Origin of the sequence: Azospirillum brasilense (assembly GCF_022023855.1) — a bacterium.
Classification (GTDB): Bacteria; Pseudomonadota; Alphaproteobacteria; order Azospirillales; family Azospirillaceae; genus Azospirillum; species Azospirillum brasilense_F.
The window spans coordinates 212,819-227,247 of sequence record NZ_CP059450.1; the positions used below are offsets into that span (position 1 = coordinate 212,819).

Sequence of the window (14,429 nt, forward strand, 5' to 3'; positions counted from 1 at the left end):
ATGCCGCTCGTTGATCGCGAGGCGCGCCGGACGGCGCTGACCGCCCACGACGTCTCCCTGGTGGTCGAGGCGGGGGCGGGGACCGGCAAAACGTCGGTCATGGCTGGCCGCGTCGCCATGCTGCTTGCCGCGGGGGTTCCGCCGGAGAGCATCGTTGCCATCACGTTTACGGAACTGGCGGCGGGCGAACTCCTCACCCGCGTCGAGGAATTCGTCGCGGGGCTGATCGATGGCGTGATCCCGCGGGACCTGGAACCCGCCTTCGCGGGTGGGCTCCAGGACGAACAGCGGCAACGGTTGCGCGCCGCCGCCGAACAGCTGGATCAGATCGTCTGCTCGACCATCCACGGCTTCTGCCAGCGTCTGATCACGCCCTATCCGATTGAGGCGGGGATGGATCCGGGCGCGCGGATCATCGACCCGGGCGAGGCGCACCTCATCTTCCAGGGCATCGTCGACGACTGGCTGCGGGAGCGGCTGTCCGTGGTGGGAGCGCCAGACGATCTCGTCGTTGAGATGCTGGCGACGCAGGGCGACGAGGCCTCGAAGCTGCTGGAGGAGGTCTGCCGGTTGCAGCGGAGCTATCGGACGGCGGCGCCGCCGCAGGCGTCCTTTGGAGTGGCCGATGCCGCTGATCTCATCCGGGCCGTCGCCGCGTTCCGCACCTGGTTCGATGGTGTCGGGCTGGCGTCTCCTGACGAGGCGACGCGGCGGACCCTCGAAACGCTTGAGTCCTTCGCGGACGACGTCGCGCGCCTGGTCGACCAGAACGATGCCGGCGCGCTGCTCCGCCTCATGAGGCTCTGCAAGGGGCTGTCCTGCGTCGCAGCGACGACGGGGGCGTTCCGGCGGAGTGGCGCGGGGGTGCCGACGAAAGCGGCGTGGACCACGGCGGCAAAGGCCAGTGGGCGTCCGGGGCGTGACGGTGAAACGCTCGCCGCTGAAGCCAAACAGCACTACGAAGCCGCCGGCGAGGGCTACTTGCGGCTGGTCAAGGGGCTGGCTGGCCGCCTGTGCGAGCGCATTGCACAGGACTGCGCTGAAGTCAGGGAGCGGTACACCGCCCTCAAGCGCCGCGCTGCGCTCATCGATTTCGACGATCTCCTGCACATCGCGCGCAATCTTCTGCGCGAGCACCCGGAGATTCGCCGCGAACTTGCTGCCCGCCACCGCTGCATTCTCGTCGATGAATTCCAGGACACCGACGCGCTGCAGGCCGAGATCATCTGGCTGTTGGCCGGCGAAGGCGACGCACACGCCGGCTGGAAAGCGTTCGACATCCGTCCCGGCGCCCTCTTCGTCGTGGGCGATCCAAAGCAGGCCATCTACCGTTTCCGTGGCGGCGATGTGGCGACCTATCGTGAGGCCTGCGGGCTTCTGGTGAAGGGATGTGAGAGCCGCAAGCTGGTCATCAACGTCAACTTCCGGTCTGTCCCCCCGGTTCTGCAGCACGTCAACAGGTGCTTTAAGGCACCGCTTTCCCAACCGGGGCAGCCCGGATTCCAGGAACTCAATGCCTACGCGGCGGACTCGGGAAGCCCGGCCGTCCTGGCCCTGGATGTTCCGAACCCGAACCTTGATCCATCGGCCGAGCAACTGCGCGAAGCGGAAGCCCGGCGGGTTGCGGAGCTGGTGCGGGGGCTGATTGGAGAGCTGGAGATCCGTGGCCGGGATGGCGCGCGCCGCTGCAGCGCCGGCGACATCGCCCTTCTGGCGCCCGCGGGCAGTGACCTCTGGATCTACGAGCGCGCGCTCGAGGATGCCGGTCTGCCGATCGCGACGCAGGCGGGCAAAGGCCTGATGCGGCGCCAGGAGATTCAGGATCTGCTGGCGCTCACCCGGGTCCTGGCGGACAGCCGTGACACGTTGGCGCTTGGGGCGCTGCTCCGTGGTCCGCTGGTCGGTCTGACCGAAGCCGACCTGCTCGACGCAACGGCCAGGCTGCCAGGCGGCGAGAAGATCCGTCTGTGGACCGATCCCGACACGGTCGACCACCCTGTGCTCAGGGAAACGTTGAGGCAGCTCCGCCCGCTGGCGCGGAGCGCGCGCTTTACGACACCGTTTGCGCTTCTCTGTGCCGCGGTCGAAGCGCTCCGGGTCAGGCCGATTCTCGCCGCACGCCATGAGCGCGCGGCGGAGCGGGCCCTGGCCAACGTGGAGCTCTTTTTGGAAATGGCGCGTCCCTACGCCGTACGGGGGCTGCGCGTGTTCGCCCGCGACATGCAGCGACACTGGGAAGACGCGGACCGCATGGCGGAGGGCCGCCCGGACAGTGAGGCCGATGCGGTCAGCATCATCACGATCCACTCGTCGAAAGGGCTCGAGTTCCCGGTCGTGGTGCCGATCAACGGCATGGCGGGTTTCACGTACCCCAGCGCCGTGCACCGCCGCTCGGACGACACGCTGCACTTCAAAGCGTTCGGACTGGCATCGGCGGACTATGATGCGGCGATCGATGAGGATCGCCAAGAAACGAGGCTGGAACGCGAACGGCTGTGGTACGTGGGCCTGACGCGGGCGCGCGATCTCCTGGTGCTGCCGCGTCATGAGGCCGACCTGCCAAATTCCTGCTGGGCTCGGGCGTTGGAGTTCGGGCTGGCCGACCTGCCTTCCATCGATCCGGCCGTGTTTTGTGAGGATCTCCCTCGGCGGCCGGCAAACGTGAGGAACGAACAGACCGCGCCGCAGTTTGTCGATGAAAGCAGGCGAGTTCTGGCTGCGTCCTTCCAGGTCAAGTGGCGGCGGCCCAGCGATGTCGACCGCGACCGCTCTACGGTGGAGCTGATGCCAGTGCACGCATCGGCGGCTTCCTTCGTCAGCGGCTATGAGGACATCCAGGGCTCTGCCATTCGCGGCAACGTTCTGCATAAGCTGATGGAGGAGGTTCTGCTTGGCCTGCTTGGCGACGGGGAGCCCGCTCTGGTGGCGCGGGCTGAGGAGCTGCTGGAGCAGCTCGAAATCGAGCCCGCCGCCGATCCGAAGGACGGGCCTTGTCCGGCCGAGATGGCGGCGACCGTGGCCAACACCCTCCGGATTCCGGTCGTTGCGGCAGCGCGTCCGCGTCTCCACCCGGAGGCTGTGGTTCTGTCGGTGAGCAACGCTGGGGATGAGCGTTTGGGAATATGCGGCATCGCGGACGCTCTCGAGGTTGAGGGGGGCCGAATTCTCACTGTCTTCGATTGGAAGAGCGACGTCGATCCGTCATCCCAGGCGCAGGCCGATTATCGGGTGCAGGTCGAGGATTATCTCCTGGCGGTCAACGCATCGGCGGGCTACGTGGTCTACATGTCCACCGGCTCCGTCGATTCGGTTGGAATGCCGGCGACGACGGCGGCCTACGGATAGGCCGCCAGTGTTGCGACCTCCCACCTGTCAGGGGGACGACGATGCAGGCAGGTCCCTAACGCCAACGTGCCTGTGCCCGCACTGTGCCAAAGGCCGGCTTCTGGCATGGAGGTGGACAGGGTCGGCGTTCTGAGCCGGTCGGACGTGCGGAGGCCCCGTGGCCGCCATCAGCGGGGCTATCAGGTGGACCGCCGTGAGGCCGGTGCAGAGGTTCTCATGGCCGGCAAAGACGGCCGGGAGACCGTTTTTCGAGGGCATCGGCGGCACGTCAACGTTGGCGCGTCGCGGAGCCGCGCCGGCCGGAGACGCGTCATGGGACGATCAGCACGGCCGCGTCCGGAGCCGCCTCCTGCACCGGATGACCAACATGGCTTGCGAACAAGACACTGGCCGCAACCGCGTTCATAGCCGGCAAAGCGTCTGCACCTGTGGGCCTCACCCGGTGGGCACTGGGATCGCCGGCGCGGTGATGAGCTTGGCTCCGGTCACATCATCAGTAAGCGGAGCGTGATTGCACCGGATCAGGCGTTGACGGTAAGCGTTACGAACGCTCCCTTCTTCCCAAACCGGGTTCCGTGATCGAGATTGCGCGCGGGCTCACGGGGCGCGGAGGGTACGATGGAGGATGGCGTCAGACTTCATCCCAGGCTTGAAGCCATGGATGAAGGCAGGCCGTATCGGCGGGTCGAGGTGATCACGGGGCGGCGACAGCGACGCTCGTACACGGCGGAGGAGAAGGCGCGCATCGTGGCGGAGAGCGCGGCGCCGGGCGTCAACATCTCGGAAGTCGCACGGCGCAACGGGGTGAACCGCGGCCTGCTCACGGTCTGGCGCCGGGAGGCAGGCATCGTCGCGGAGGCGATCCCTGTGCAGACACCGCTGTTCGTCCCGGTCACGATGGTCGAGGAAGCGACGCCCGCTCCCCCAGAGGATCGCCGCCCGGCACCTCGGGAGGCGGCGCCGGGTCGCATCGAGATGGACCTGCGCAGTGGGCGGTTGGTGTTCCATGGCGCCGTCGATCCCGGCCTCGCGGCGGCGGTCATCGCGGCGGCCCGGGGGCGGGGGTGATCACGCTGCGTCCCGACCTCAAGGTCGTGGTCGCCACGCAGCCCATCGACTTCCGCAAGGGCGTCCATGGCTTGGTCGCCCTGGTCGCCGAGGCGCTGAAGGCCGATCCCTATTGCGGCGACGTCTTCGTCTTCCGCTCCAAGCGCAAGGACCGACTCAAAATCCTGGTCTGGGACGGCAGCGGGCTGGTCGTCCCGGCGTCATGATGCCTCTCCACAGCAGGTTTATCGGTATCATCACGTGACGTGCTCGACTTTGGTCGGCTTGCGGGGACGGCGCTTCTGGTCGTGAGCTAGGGCATCGTCCAGGCGGACGAGCCAGAGGTTCTGGCTCACCGCTTGTGCCCGACGCGCCGGGACCAGCCCTTTGTACAGCCACCGGTAGATCGTGCCCTCGGGGACGCCAAGGCGGACTGACAATTCTGCCACCGTGAACTCGTCCGGAGCCCGCTCCACCACCAGGGTCGGGCGGTGCCGGCCATCCGGCAACAGACCCCGGCGCTGCAGCCATGCACGCACGCTGCCTTCCGTAACCGGGCGGCCGTGCGGCGTGAGCCAGCCCTCGGCGGCCAGGGTCCGGGCGATGGCCGGCGGGCGCAGGCCCTCGGTGAACAGCGCTGTGGTCCGGGCAAGAAGTTCGTCGTGCCCGGCCAACTGGGTCATGCGCCGTACCGCCCGCCGCAGCCGGTGGCGGGTTCGGCGGCCGCCGGCCCACTGGCACTCCACCGCCATGTTCTCGGTCTCGCCCTCGACCGTGGCCACCACCCGATCCAGCATCAGGCGGACGATCTCCTTGCGCTCGGCCGCGGTGGTGCTCGCCGTCCGCCAGATCGCCGGCATGTCGGCGGCGAGCCGTTCGATGGCGGCCCGATCCGCCGCGGTCAGCCGGGCCGGCTGGCGGGCCAGGAAGCGGGCATGCTCGGCCGTAAGCTGCGTCTCGGCCTGCAACGCCGCCTCCCAGCGCCGTTCCAGCGTGCGGGCGACCAGCCGGTTTTCCGGCTCGACCTCGTCATATTGGCGTTGCGCCCGTTCGGTTTCATAGCGTGCCTGCTCGAGCCGCAATTCCCACTGCCGATGCTCCCGGGCGCGTTCGATCTCCACGTCCTCGGCGAGTTGCAAGGCGACGTCGATGGCGCCGGGCCGCAGCGCCGCCAGGACCAGGTCGGCGATGAGGGCGTCCAGGGTCTCGCCGGCGAACCCCTGGCAATGCTCCTCGCCGCGGTTGATCATCCGCCGCGTGCACTCGTAGCGCAGGCTGTGGCCGTTGTTGCGGTAGGTCGTCACCATGCGCGAGCCGCAGCGGCCGCAGACCAGGATCCCGGTCAGCAGCGACGGCCCGCCGCGGGCGACGCCGATGTGCTTGCTCTGGTTGGCCTTCAATTGGCGCTGGTTCCTCTCGAACGTGTCCCAATCGATGTAGGCCGGCCAGCGGTCCTTGATCAGGATCTGCCACTCGCCGGGACTGGTCGCCCGGCTTCGTTTCGAGGGGTCCGTCGGCGGAGGCCGCTGCCGGCCATACGCGTAGGCGCCGGCATAGGCAGGGCTCGTCAGGAGTTTCAGCACGGCATTCCGGGTGACGGGCGCCCACACGAGGTCCCCCTTGGCCGGCCCGCCCCGCACCCGATCGGGGAGTTGGAGGCTGTGGGCGTGGAAGTACCGCACCACACCGTGGATGCTGCGCCGCCGCTCGAACACCTCAAACACCAGGTGCAGACTTTCCCGGGCCCGCTCGTCGGGATCCTGGACGACCTCCCCCGAGGGCCGGCGGAGGAAGCCGCGCGGCATCGGAAAGCCGAAGTCGCCGCGCTCGGCCTTGTTCCAGCGCCCCTCCTCGAAGCGGGCGCGCATGATGTGCAGTTCCGCCTCGCTCATCGTGCCCTTCAGCCCGAGCAGGAGCCGGTCGTTGTAAAGACCGGGGTCGTAGACGCCGTCGTTGTCGCCGATCAGCGTCCCGGCCAGAGCGCAAATTTCCAGGAGATGGTACCAGTCCCGGCAGGACCGGGCGAGCCGGGAGACTTCGAAGCCGAGGATCAGGCCGACGTGGCCGAGCCCGACCTCCGCCACCAAGCGCTGGAAGCCGGGACGGCCCACGGTGGAGGCGGCGGAGCATCCCAGGTCGTCGTCGATAACGGTGACCTATGGCCGGGCCCAGCCCAGCAGACAGGCCCGCTCCACCAGGGCGTACCGCACCGCGGTGGACTCCCGGTTGTGCTCCAACTGCTGCAGCGTGGACAGGCGGACGTAGACGACCGCCTGTCGATCAAGGTGGCGCCCCTCCACCTTGCTCGGCAGCGTCCCACTGCTCCGTCTCCAGCGGCTCATGACCGGCCTCCGCCAGATCCCGGCCTTGCGCCATGCGCCACGCCAGATGTCCGAGCAGAACCGCCAGCCTCTGCCGGCGCGCTCGCGGCAGGTCGCTCCAGGTCACTGTCTCGGTGATCGTCGCTGGTTCGGGCATGGTGCTTCGCCACCCATTGCGCTAGCGCCCGCAGAGCCTCCACCCCGACGCCGGGCTCCGAATCCAACCCGACCTTCTTTGTAGAGGTTCCTTGTCGAGGGGATGGTTCTCGCAACAAAATGGCTTGAAGCCGGCCGCTTCTCCTGGCCGCCGGTCCAGGACGGAGCGATCCGTCTGAGCGCGGTGCAGTTCGCGCTTCTGCTCGACGGGCTGGCGTGGCAAACGGCCTCGCCGCCACCGGTCAAGAAGCCGCGCTGGATGGGCTGAATGCGTTGATTTACCTGGGTTTCTGTGGGTTTTCTCGGTATACTCCGGGGCATGCCGCCGCCCCCCGATCCACTCCCTCAAGACCCCGCCGAGCTGGCCCGCATGGTCCGTCGCCTCGCCGCCGAAAAGGCGGAGTTGCAAGAGCAGGTGAAAACCCTGAAGGCGCTGATCTTCGGGGCCAAGTCGGAGAAGGCGGCGGTGATCGATCCCCAATAGGGCCTCCTCGATCTCGGCGATCTCGCCCTTGAGGCCGCGCCGCCGGCCAACGACAACGCCAGCCGGGCCGCCCCTGAGCGCCCGCGGCGGCCGGCGAACCGGAACGTCGGCGCGCTGCCCCGGCATCTGCCGCGGGTGGAGAGGGTGATCGAGCCGGAGAGCACCACCTGCCCCTGCTGCGCGGGGCGGCTGCACCGGATCGGCGAGGATGTCGCCGAGGCGCTGGACGTCATCCCCGCCGTCGTGCGCGTGCTGCGCACGATCCGGCCCAAGTACGTCTGCCGGGCCTGCGCCGGCCGCCCGGTCCAGGCTCCGGCCCGGCCGCGGGTCGTGGACGGCGGCATGGCCTCCACCGCCCTGGTCGCCCATGTGGTGGTGGCGAAGTTCGCTTGGCATCTGCCGCTGTACCGGCAAGCGCAGATGTTCGCCGGTCAGGGCGTGGCGCTCGACCGCGCCACCCTGATGTTCTGGGTTCGCCGGGCGGCATGGTGGCTGAAACCCTTGTACGATCGGCTCCTGCTCTACATCCGTTCCCAGGAGCGGGTGTACTGCGACGAGACGCCGTTGCCCCGGCTCGATCCCGGGCGGGGCCGGACCAAGGTGTGCCAGCTCTGGGCCCAGGCGGTGGACGACCGCCCCTGGCGGGAGCCGGCCATGCCGGCGGTCGGCTACGTGTTCGCCGAGGGGCGCGACACGGCGACGCTGCAGGAGCAGATGACGGCTTTCGCCGGCATTTTGCAGGTTGACGGCTACGCCGCCTACAAGGCGCTGGTGCGCCGCCGCCGCTCCGGGGCAAAGGTCCGGCTGGTGTTCTGCCTGAGCCACGCACGCCGCAAGTTCGTGGCGGTGTTCAAGACCACCAGGTCGGACGTGGCGCGCGACGTGATCGCGCGCATTGGCGCGGTGTATACCATCGAGGAGCGCATCCGCGGTACGACGGCCGAAACGCGGCGCCGGGCGCGGCAGGCCGAAAGCCAGCCGCTCATGGAGGCGCCGAAGGCCCGGCTGCTGGAGGTGCGGGGCGAGATCTCCGGCCAGTCGAGCCTAGCCAAGGCGATCAACTACACCCTGGGCCACTGGGACGGGCTGGCGGCTTTCCTCGACGACGGCCGTATCGACGTCGATACGAACACGGTGGAAAGAAGCATGCGCCCGATCGCCATCGCCCGTCCATTGTGCCCATGCCGGGCAGGATGTTGACGTCCATTACCGCTGGCATCCGCTGTATGGCCGTCGCGTACGGGTGATGTGGAGCGAGGCGCGCGCCATCGGCCATCTGGTTTTCGTCGAGGCGGCGCCCGGCATCATCACGGTGTTGCCGGAATGGATGCTGGACCCTGTCATCTGCGCCGGCATGGTACTCGGTACGCCGCGGGTCGCGGTGGAAGCGCTCATCAACCTTCAGCGTCAGCTGAGCGACAGCGGATTCAGGCGAAGCTCTCCAGGCGATGCGATCATCGTCCCGGAGGAGCGACATGAAAATGCCGTCAGCATCAACACGACGGGCCAAGACCCGGCGTCAGTTCAGCATGGCCTTCGACACCGCAAGGCTGCGGACGATCAGCCCGGCCGACCGCGCCGCGGCGGTGGTGCAACTGGCCCTTCTCCTGATGGAAGCCGCAGGTGCCGGAACCGGGGAGCGTGACGATGGCGAACACTGATCTCCTGCCGCCGTCGGTGCTCAAGCGCAAGGCCGTGGTCTACGTCCGCCAGTCCTCCCCGGCGCAGGTCCAGACCAACCTGGAGAGCAAACGCCGGCAGTACGAACTCGTTGATGCGGCCAAGCGCCGAGGCTTCCGCCGGGTCGAGGTGATCGACGACGATCTCGGGCGCTCCGCCAGCGGCACCATGGCGCGGCCCGGGTTCGAGCGGCTGGTGGCGTCGCTCTGTGCAGGCGAGATCGGCGCCGTGCTGTGCCTCGACGCCTCCCGGCTCGCCCGCAACGGCCGGGACTGGCACCACCTGCTCGAACTCTGCGGGCTCGTCGAGGCCAGGGTCATCGACCTCGACGGCATCTACGATCCGGGGCGGCCGAACGATCGGCTGCTGCTGGGCATGAAGGGTAGCATGAGCGAGTTCGAGTTGGGAGTGCTGCGGACCCGGATGCTCGATGCCGCCCGCAGCAAGGCGCGGCGAGGCGAACTGCGCATCAGCGTGCCGATCGGCTACATCTGGCACCGAGAGGTCGGTCTGGGATTCGATCCGGACCTGCGGGTTCAGGAGGTGATCCGCCTCGTCTTCACCCGCTTCCGGGAGCTGGGCAGCGCGCGCCAGGTCCTGCTGTCGCTGGCAGCAGAAGGAGTCTGCTTCCCGCGGCCGTCTGACGGCAAGAGACTGATCAGCTTCGACTGGACGCCGATCCGCTACCGCAATGTCATCAGTGTGCTCAAGAACCCCTTCTATGCCGGCGCCTACGTCTACGGGAAGAGCGAGAAGCGCACCGAAATCGTCGGAGGGCGGGCGCGGAAGAGCTATGGCCACGGCAAGCCGCTTGAAGAGTGGGAGGTTCTGCTGAAGGATCACCACGAGGCTTACGTGGACTGGGACGAGTTCGAGCGCAACCAGACGCTGCTCGCCGCCAACGCCTACGGCCGGGTCGGCGGCGCGAAGTCGGGGCGCGGCGGGCGCGCCTTGCTGGTCGGCGTCCTGAGCTGTGCGCGGTGCGGGCGACGGCTGGCGGTGTCCTACCGTGGCCGCAGCCCGAGCCAAGCCGGCTATCGCTGCGACCGCCCGAACCAGATGCTCGGGCTGCCACGATGCCTTGGGTTCGGAAGTTCCCGGGTGGACGAGGCGGTCGCCGGCGAACTTCTGCGAGCCGTCGAGCCGATGGCGATCGAGGCCGCGCTGGAAGCTGAGCGGAGGCATATGGAGCACCAGACCGAACGACGGCGGATGGCGGAGCTGGATCTTCAGAAGGCGCGCTACGAGGCGACGCTGGCGGAACGGCGCTATGTCGCCTGCGATCCCGACAATCGGCTGATCGCCGCGCAGTTGGAAAAGAACTGGGAGGCGGCGCTTCAGCGTGTCGAGGCGTGCGAAGCGCGGGTCGCGTCCGTGTCGGCTCCCGTTCCGGCTCCCGCGGCGCCGGACTTCGCCGGGCTGGCGGACGACCTGCAGGCCGCCTGGAACGCGCCGGGGGTGACCACCAGGGCGCGTCAACGGCTGCTGCGGACATTGATCGTCAACATCATCGCCGACGTCGACGAGGCGGCGCGCGAGGTCATCCTCACCATCCATTGGCGCGGGGGCCAGCACTCGCAGCTGCGTCTCACCAAGCCGCAAACCGGGGAGCACGGTTGCCGGACGCCGGAGGAAGCGATGGCGGTGATCCGCAGCATGGCGACGCGCTGGTCGGATGCGGACATCGCTGCGCAGCTGAACCGGATGGGCATGCGCACCGGGCAGGGGAAATCCTGGACCGGGCACCGTGTCAGCTCGTTGCGCCGGGTCCATGGCATCCGCGCCTACCGGTCGGCCGAGAAGGATGGCGAATGGCTGACCCAGTACGAGGCCGCCGCGGCGCTCGGCATCTCGCGCCACCGACTTCGGCGCCTTATGGATGCCGGGCTGATCGTCGCCGAGCAGGTGGTGCCCGGCGCTCCCTACCAGATCCGCGCCTCCGACCTTCGGGAGCAACGGGTTCTTGCCACCATCGGGCGGAAGGGAGAACCGTGCCGCCTCGCTTCCGAGGATCAACTTTCAATGTTTCCAGACACTTGAAGAAGAGGGGCACAATGAACACACCATCGCGCTGGGGCGGAAGAACTGGCTGTTCGCCGGAGCCGACGTCGGGGGCGAACGGGCCGCGGCGATGTACACGCTCATCGAAACGGCCAAGCTCAACGGGCTCGACCCCGAGGCGTACCTGCGCGATGTGATCGCCCGCATCGCCGATCACAAGATCAGCCGCATCGACGAGCTGCTGCCCTGGAACTGGACCAAGGCCGACGGCGTCACCGGAAACGCCGACGCCGCGTAGCTCGGCGGACGCTTACATGGCATCCCACTCGCCCTGAAGATCTCGCCGGCCAACCGGCACGACAGCAAGCTGCTGGAGACGCTGGTCGATGCCGTGCCGGCGATCCGCCAGTGTGCGGGCCGGCCACGGCGCCGCCCGGCCAAGCTGCACGCCGACAAGGGCTACGACTTTGCACACTGCCGGCGGGCGCTGCGCCAACGAGCGATCATTCCGCGGATCGCCCGGCGTGGCGTCGAGAGCAGCGAGCGTCTTGGCCGACACCGATGGGTGGTCGAGCGGACGCTCGCCTGGTTCGCCCGCTTCCGCCGCATCGCCGTCCGCTACGAACGGCGCGCCGACATCTTCACCGCCTTTCACCACATCGCCGCCAGCCTCATCTGCTGGCGCTTCGTCCAAAGATGGTTCTGTTCTCATGTTTGCCGTCAAGGGATTTGGCCACGCGTGCCCGTCCTGGCTACGCCCAGGCGCTGAAGCTCAGTGGATGCCCACGGCAGGAGGCAGGGCCGAAGACGACGGTTGAGCAAGCTCTCATGCGCGGGTTGGCTACCGCATGACCGTGGTTTCGTCCTGGGGCTGCCTCGGTCTAGGAGCGAGCGTCGGTCAGGCCGGCTCATAACAGAACACGAGGGTTCCCCTACCGCGCCCCGCCTCCAGCCGTGGGCACCGGCTGCGACGTCCGATGCCGTCAGGAAGCCGGACGCGGCTGGACCTCACGGGCGATCGCCCACAGGAAGCCGACCATCTCGCGCGCAATGGCCGTGGTGACCACCACCTTGGCCTTTCCCGCGGCCGTCAGGCGGCGATAACGCGCACACAGCCGGGCCTGCGCCTTCCAGGCGATGTCGCGGACAGACTGCGGCAGGGCTTCGATGCGATCGTACAGCTTGCGGCTGACGCGGGCCGGCATCCGGTAGCTCCAAGCTCCTTCGATCAGGATCCGCCGTGCCAAACCGCTGCCGGCCTTGGTGATGCCACCACGGCGCACGCTGGCGCCACTGGAATGCTCCGAGGGCACCAGGCCGAGATAGGCCATCAACTGGCGGGGGTTGGCAAAGCGCGAGAAGTCGCCCACCTCGGCGACCACGGTGACCGCCACGAGGAAAGCAACGCCGCGCATGGCCTGCAGGGCCGCCACGACCGGTGCCATCGACCACTCCGCGACCAGCCCCTCGATTTGCCTGGTCAGACGTGCCACGCGGGCCTCAGCGTCCGTTACGGCGTGGATGTAGTCCTGCAGCACCGCCTGCTGAGCCGGGTGCTCGAAGCGCACCGTCGTCAGCCAGCGTCGGTAGGCCTGAGTCCAGCCCCGCTTGCCAGGATAGACGCGGCCGTGCCGCAGGAGAAAGCCTTGCAGGTGCTGGCGGGCCTTGCCCAGCACCTGCACCGCTGTCGCCCGAGCCCGGATCAAGTCGCGCATCGCCTCGTGGGCTCCGTCGGGCACCCACACGGCCGTCAGCTCGCCGGCCCGGTGCAGCTTGGCGAGCATGACAGCATCGCGCCGATCCGTCTTCACCCGGTCGCCCGCCCGGACCGGGATCAGCGACGGAGCCACGACCACGCACTCATGCCCAAGCGCGGTAAGCTGACGATACAGGCCGTACCCGCACGGGCCCGCCTCATAGCAGAAGCTCAGGCGATACCCGTCCCGGGCGAGCCGCCCGACCAGCTTTTCGATCACCTCGGCCCGGTTCGCCACCGTGCCGAACAAGCGGACCTCGCCGCCGCGTGTTCCTTCGGCCACGGCCACGGACACCGTCGCCTTATGCACATCCAGACCCACGAAAATGGTAGAGTTCATCGGCCCGTCCCCCATGTCTGAGGCTCGGCGCCGGACCGCCCGGCGCAATCCTCGATGGGGACATGCCGTGGGACGGGCCGCTACTCGCCTTTCGGCCGGCAAACATATGGTCTAGGCGCTTTTACGCCACCTTAAAGCCCAGTTGCTTATCTCGGCGTCTCAGCCAAGCCACCATGGGAAGTGCCAGCGCAATCATCCATGCTTTTCCGATCGCCTGCCCAGGCAGGTACTCCAAGGATCCGAATGCCAATTGTAGAAACACGACGCTGTCCACAAGCAGTCCGGCTAAACCGCTTATGGCGACAGCAAGTACTAACCCCCGCCGCAGCAACGGCGTGTACACGGCGAAGTCCGTAAGTTCTGACAACAAAAATGCGACCGCGGACGCCACGATAAGGTTCTGGGGTGCCAACAAGGCCGAAAGCAGTGTTCCAATCACTATGGCTGCAATTGACCAAGCCGCGCCAAGGCGCCGTTGAACGAGATCACGAAGCACCAGAGCAAGCCCAACAATCAAGACGCCAGACGGTGCGGCAATCCCAGGCGCCACCGGCAGTACGCACGGACCGTCCGGAATGCAGGTCGTGCCGACATGCCCGACCATCCAGTTTGCCAACGGAACGCATGCCGTAAAGGCAGCCAAATAGACAAAGCCCTCAGCCCGCGCAGAAAGCCGTCCAGGTGCTTCAGCGCGAGATTTGCTCAGCATCGATCACCTCCCGATCCGCTTCCGGCTCCTGGATGAGAACGCGCTCGGTAGTCAGCGCGGCAATTAGGCGTTTCCCACACCGTGACACAATCAAGTTCCGCCAAGCCGTTGCTACGCCTCTGCACGGCCGGCCCCAACCGTTCGAACCAGTGGCGCGCAAGGCATTCGGCCGTTGGAGGAAAGGGAACCACATACAGTTTTTGGTTTAGCCGTGTTTCAGACGTTGCTACATAGCCATTGGTCTGTATCTCGGCGGACAGCGCCTCCCGCCACATCCACACGTCGCTGCCCGGCGGGACAAACAGATTGAGGAGATCTGCGTCGCCAAGCTCGACAATCAGTCCGTGGTCGCAGGGTGTGTCGATGTGGTCCATCATCTCTTCTTTGAGGAAGCCGAAGTCCAGCACCATGCCGGATTGCTCCCCTTGGTCGTGAAGACGGCCATCGACGGAGCGGCAACTGGCCTCGACGACATACCGGTGCCCATGCAAATGGCAACATTTGGAAGCGTGGCTGGCGATCCGGTGGCCCGCATCGATGCCAATCTGCCGCGTGATCGTGAAGCTCATTGAGAAATCTTTCCAGGAGCG

At 67.6% G+C, this 14,429-nt stretch carries 10 protein-coding genes and 4 pseudogenes; 9 read left to right on the plus strand and 5 right to left on the minus strand.

Features of this window, described 5'->3' with window-relative positions; genetic code table 11:
* From H1Q64_RS14350 to tnpB (H1Q64_RS14360), 3 genes and pseudogenes are all read left to right on the plus strand, one after another.
* On the plus strand, positions 1-3,345 hold the full coding sequence (locus tag H1Q64_RS14350; protein WP_237905879.1) for a UvrD-helicase domain-containing protein: 3,345 nt from the start codon (positions 1-3) through the stop codon (positions 3,343-3,345).
* 618 nt (positions 3,346-3,963) lie between these two features.
* The gene (tnpA, locus tag H1Q64_RS14355; RefSeq protein ID WP_237905880.1) at positions 3,964-4,413 is read left to right on the plus strand and encodes an IS66-like element accessory protein TnpA; all 450 of its coding nucleotides are present in this window, start codon (positions 3,964-3,966) and stop codon (positions 4,411-4,413) included.
* Positions 4,410-4,607, plus strand: a pseudogene (tnpB, locus tag H1Q64_RS14360) (IS66 family insertion sequence element accessory protein TnpB); the annotation flags it as partial. The gene tnpA and the pseudogene tnpB (H1Q64_RS14360), both read left to right, overlap by 4 nt.
* Positions 4,608-4,649: 42 nt before the next feature.
* On the opposite strand, the gene H1Q64_RS14365 reads toward tnpB (H1Q64_RS14360), so the two are convergent.
* Together H1Q64_RS14365 and H1Q64_RS14370 are read right to left on the minus strand one after the other, a co-directional pair.
* Positions 4,650-6,539, minus strand: a complete 1,890-nt coding sequence (locus H1Q64_RS14365; protein ID WP_330874573.1) for a recombinase family protein — start codon at positions 6,537-6,539, stop codon at positions 4,650-4,652.
* A 9-nt stretch (positions 6,540-6,548) separates the two neighbouring features.
* The gene (locus H1Q64_RS14370) at positions 6,549-6,734 is read right to left on the minus strand and encodes a hypothetical protein (protein WP_237905881.1); all 186 of its coding nucleotides are present in this window, start codon (positions 6,732-6,734) and stop codon (positions 6,549-6,551) included.
* 238 nt (positions 6,735-6,972) lie between these two features.
* Between H1Q64_RS14370 and tnpB (H1Q64_RS14375) the strand changes: the two genes are divergently transcribed.
* The 6 genes and pseudogenes from tnpB (H1Q64_RS14375) to H1Q64_RS14400 form a co-directional block, all read left to right on the plus strand.
* A complete protein-coding gene (gene tnpB / locus H1Q64_RS14375) occupies positions 6,973-7,137 on the plus strand; it encodes an IS66 family insertion sequence element accessory protein TnpB (RefSeq protein WP_419468843.1) in 165 nt (54 codons plus the stop codon).
* A 51-nt stretch (positions 7,138-7,188) separates the two neighbouring features.
* A pseudogene (tnpC, locus tag H1Q64_RS14380) lies at positions 7,189-8,523 on the plus strand (IS66 family transposase); the annotation flags it as partial.
* Between the two features lie 311 nt (positions 8,524-8,834).
* Positions 8,835-9,014, plus strand: coding sequence for a hypothetical protein (locus H1Q64_RS14385; RefSeq protein WP_237905882.1), 180 nt, complete (start codon positions 8,835-8,837; stop codon positions 9,012-9,014).
* Positions 9,001-11,073 carry a recombinase family protein gene (locus H1Q64_RS14390; protein WP_200529444.1) on the plus strand — a complete coding sequence of 691 codons (2,073 nt, stop codon included), beginning with the start codon at positions 9,001-9,003 and terminating at the stop codon, positions 11,071-11,073. The genes H1Q64_RS14385 and H1Q64_RS14390 overlap by 14 nt, the downstream gene beginning before the upstream one ends.
* Positions 11,074-11,098: 25 nt before the next feature.
* Positions 11,099-11,332, plus strand: a pseudogene (locus H1Q64_RS14395) (transposase domain-containing protein); the annotation flags it as partial.
* 15 nt (positions 11,333-11,347) lie between these two features.
* A pseudogene (locus H1Q64_RS14400) lies at positions 11,348-11,740 on the plus strand (IS5-like element ISAzba7 family transposase); the annotation flags it as partial.
* Between the two features lie 277 nt (positions 11,741-12,017).
* Here H1Q64_RS14400 and H1Q64_RS14405 read toward each other — a convergent pair.
* The 3 genes from H1Q64_RS14405 to H1Q64_RS14415 form a co-directional block, all read right to left on the minus strand.
* Positions 12,018-13,130 carry an IS110 family transposase gene (locus H1Q64_RS14405; RefSeq protein WP_237904663.1) on the minus strand — a complete coding sequence of 371 codons (1,113 nt, stop codon included), beginning with the start codon at positions 13,128-13,130 and terminating at the stop codon, positions 12,018-12,020.
* Between the two features lie 121 nt (positions 13,131-13,251).
* The gene (locus H1Q64_RS14410; protein ID WP_237905883.1) at positions 13,252-13,839 is read right to left on the minus strand and encodes a VUT family protein; all 588 of its coding nucleotides are present in this window, start codon (positions 13,837-13,839) and stop codon (positions 13,252-13,254) included.
* The gene (locus H1Q64_RS14415; RefSeq protein WP_237905884.1) at positions 13,833-14,408 is read right to left on the minus strand and encodes a 6-pyruvoyl trahydropterin synthase family protein; all 576 of its coding nucleotides are present in this window, start codon (positions 14,406-14,408) and stop codon (positions 13,833-13,835) included. Before H1Q64_RS14415 ends, H1Q64_RS14410 begins: the two co-directional genes overlap by 7 nt.
* Positions 14,409-14,429 lie beyond the last annotated feature (21 nt).

What these genes read in the sequence shown, in the direction of transcription:
- H1Q64_RS14350 (WP_237905879.1), top strand. Translation starts at nt 1, where the DNA reads ATGCCGCTCGTTGATCGCGAGGCGCGCCGGACGGCGCTGACCGCCCAC.
- tnpB (WP_419468843.1), top strand. Translation starts at nt 6,973, where the DNA reads ATGGTTCTCGCAACAAAATGGCTTGAAGCCGGCCGCTTCTCCTGGCCG.
- H1Q64_RS14405 (WP_237904663.1), bottom strand. Translation starts at nt 13,130, where the DNA reads ATGAACTCTACCATTTTCGTGGGTCTGGATGTGCATAAGGCGACGGTG.
- H1Q64_RS14385 (WP_237905882.1), top strand. Translation starts at nt 8,835, where the DNA reads ATGCCGTCAGCATCAACACGACGGGCCAAGACCCGGCGTCAGTTCAGC.
- H1Q64_RS14410 (WP_237905883.1), bottom strand. Translation starts at nt 13,839, where the DNA reads ATGCTGAGCAAATCTCGCGCTGAAGCACCTGGACGGCTTTCTGCGCGG.
- H1Q64_RS14390 (WP_200529444.1), top strand. Translation starts at nt 9,001, where the DNA reads ATGGCGAACACTGATCTCCTGCCGCCGTCGGTGCTCAAGCGCAAGGCC.
- tnpA (WP_237905880.1), top strand. Translation starts at nt 3,964, where the DNA reads ATGGAGGATGGCGTCAGACTTCATCCCAGGCTTGAAGCCATGGATGAA.
- H1Q64_RS14370 (WP_237905881.1), bottom strand. Translation starts at nt 6,734, where the DNA reads ATGAGCCGCTGGAGACGGAGCAGTGGGACGCTGCCGAGCAAGGTGGAG.
- H1Q64_RS14415 (WP_237905884.1), bottom strand. Translation starts at nt 14,408, where the DNA reads ATGAGCTTCACGATCACGCGGCAGATTGGCATCGATGCGGGCCACCGG.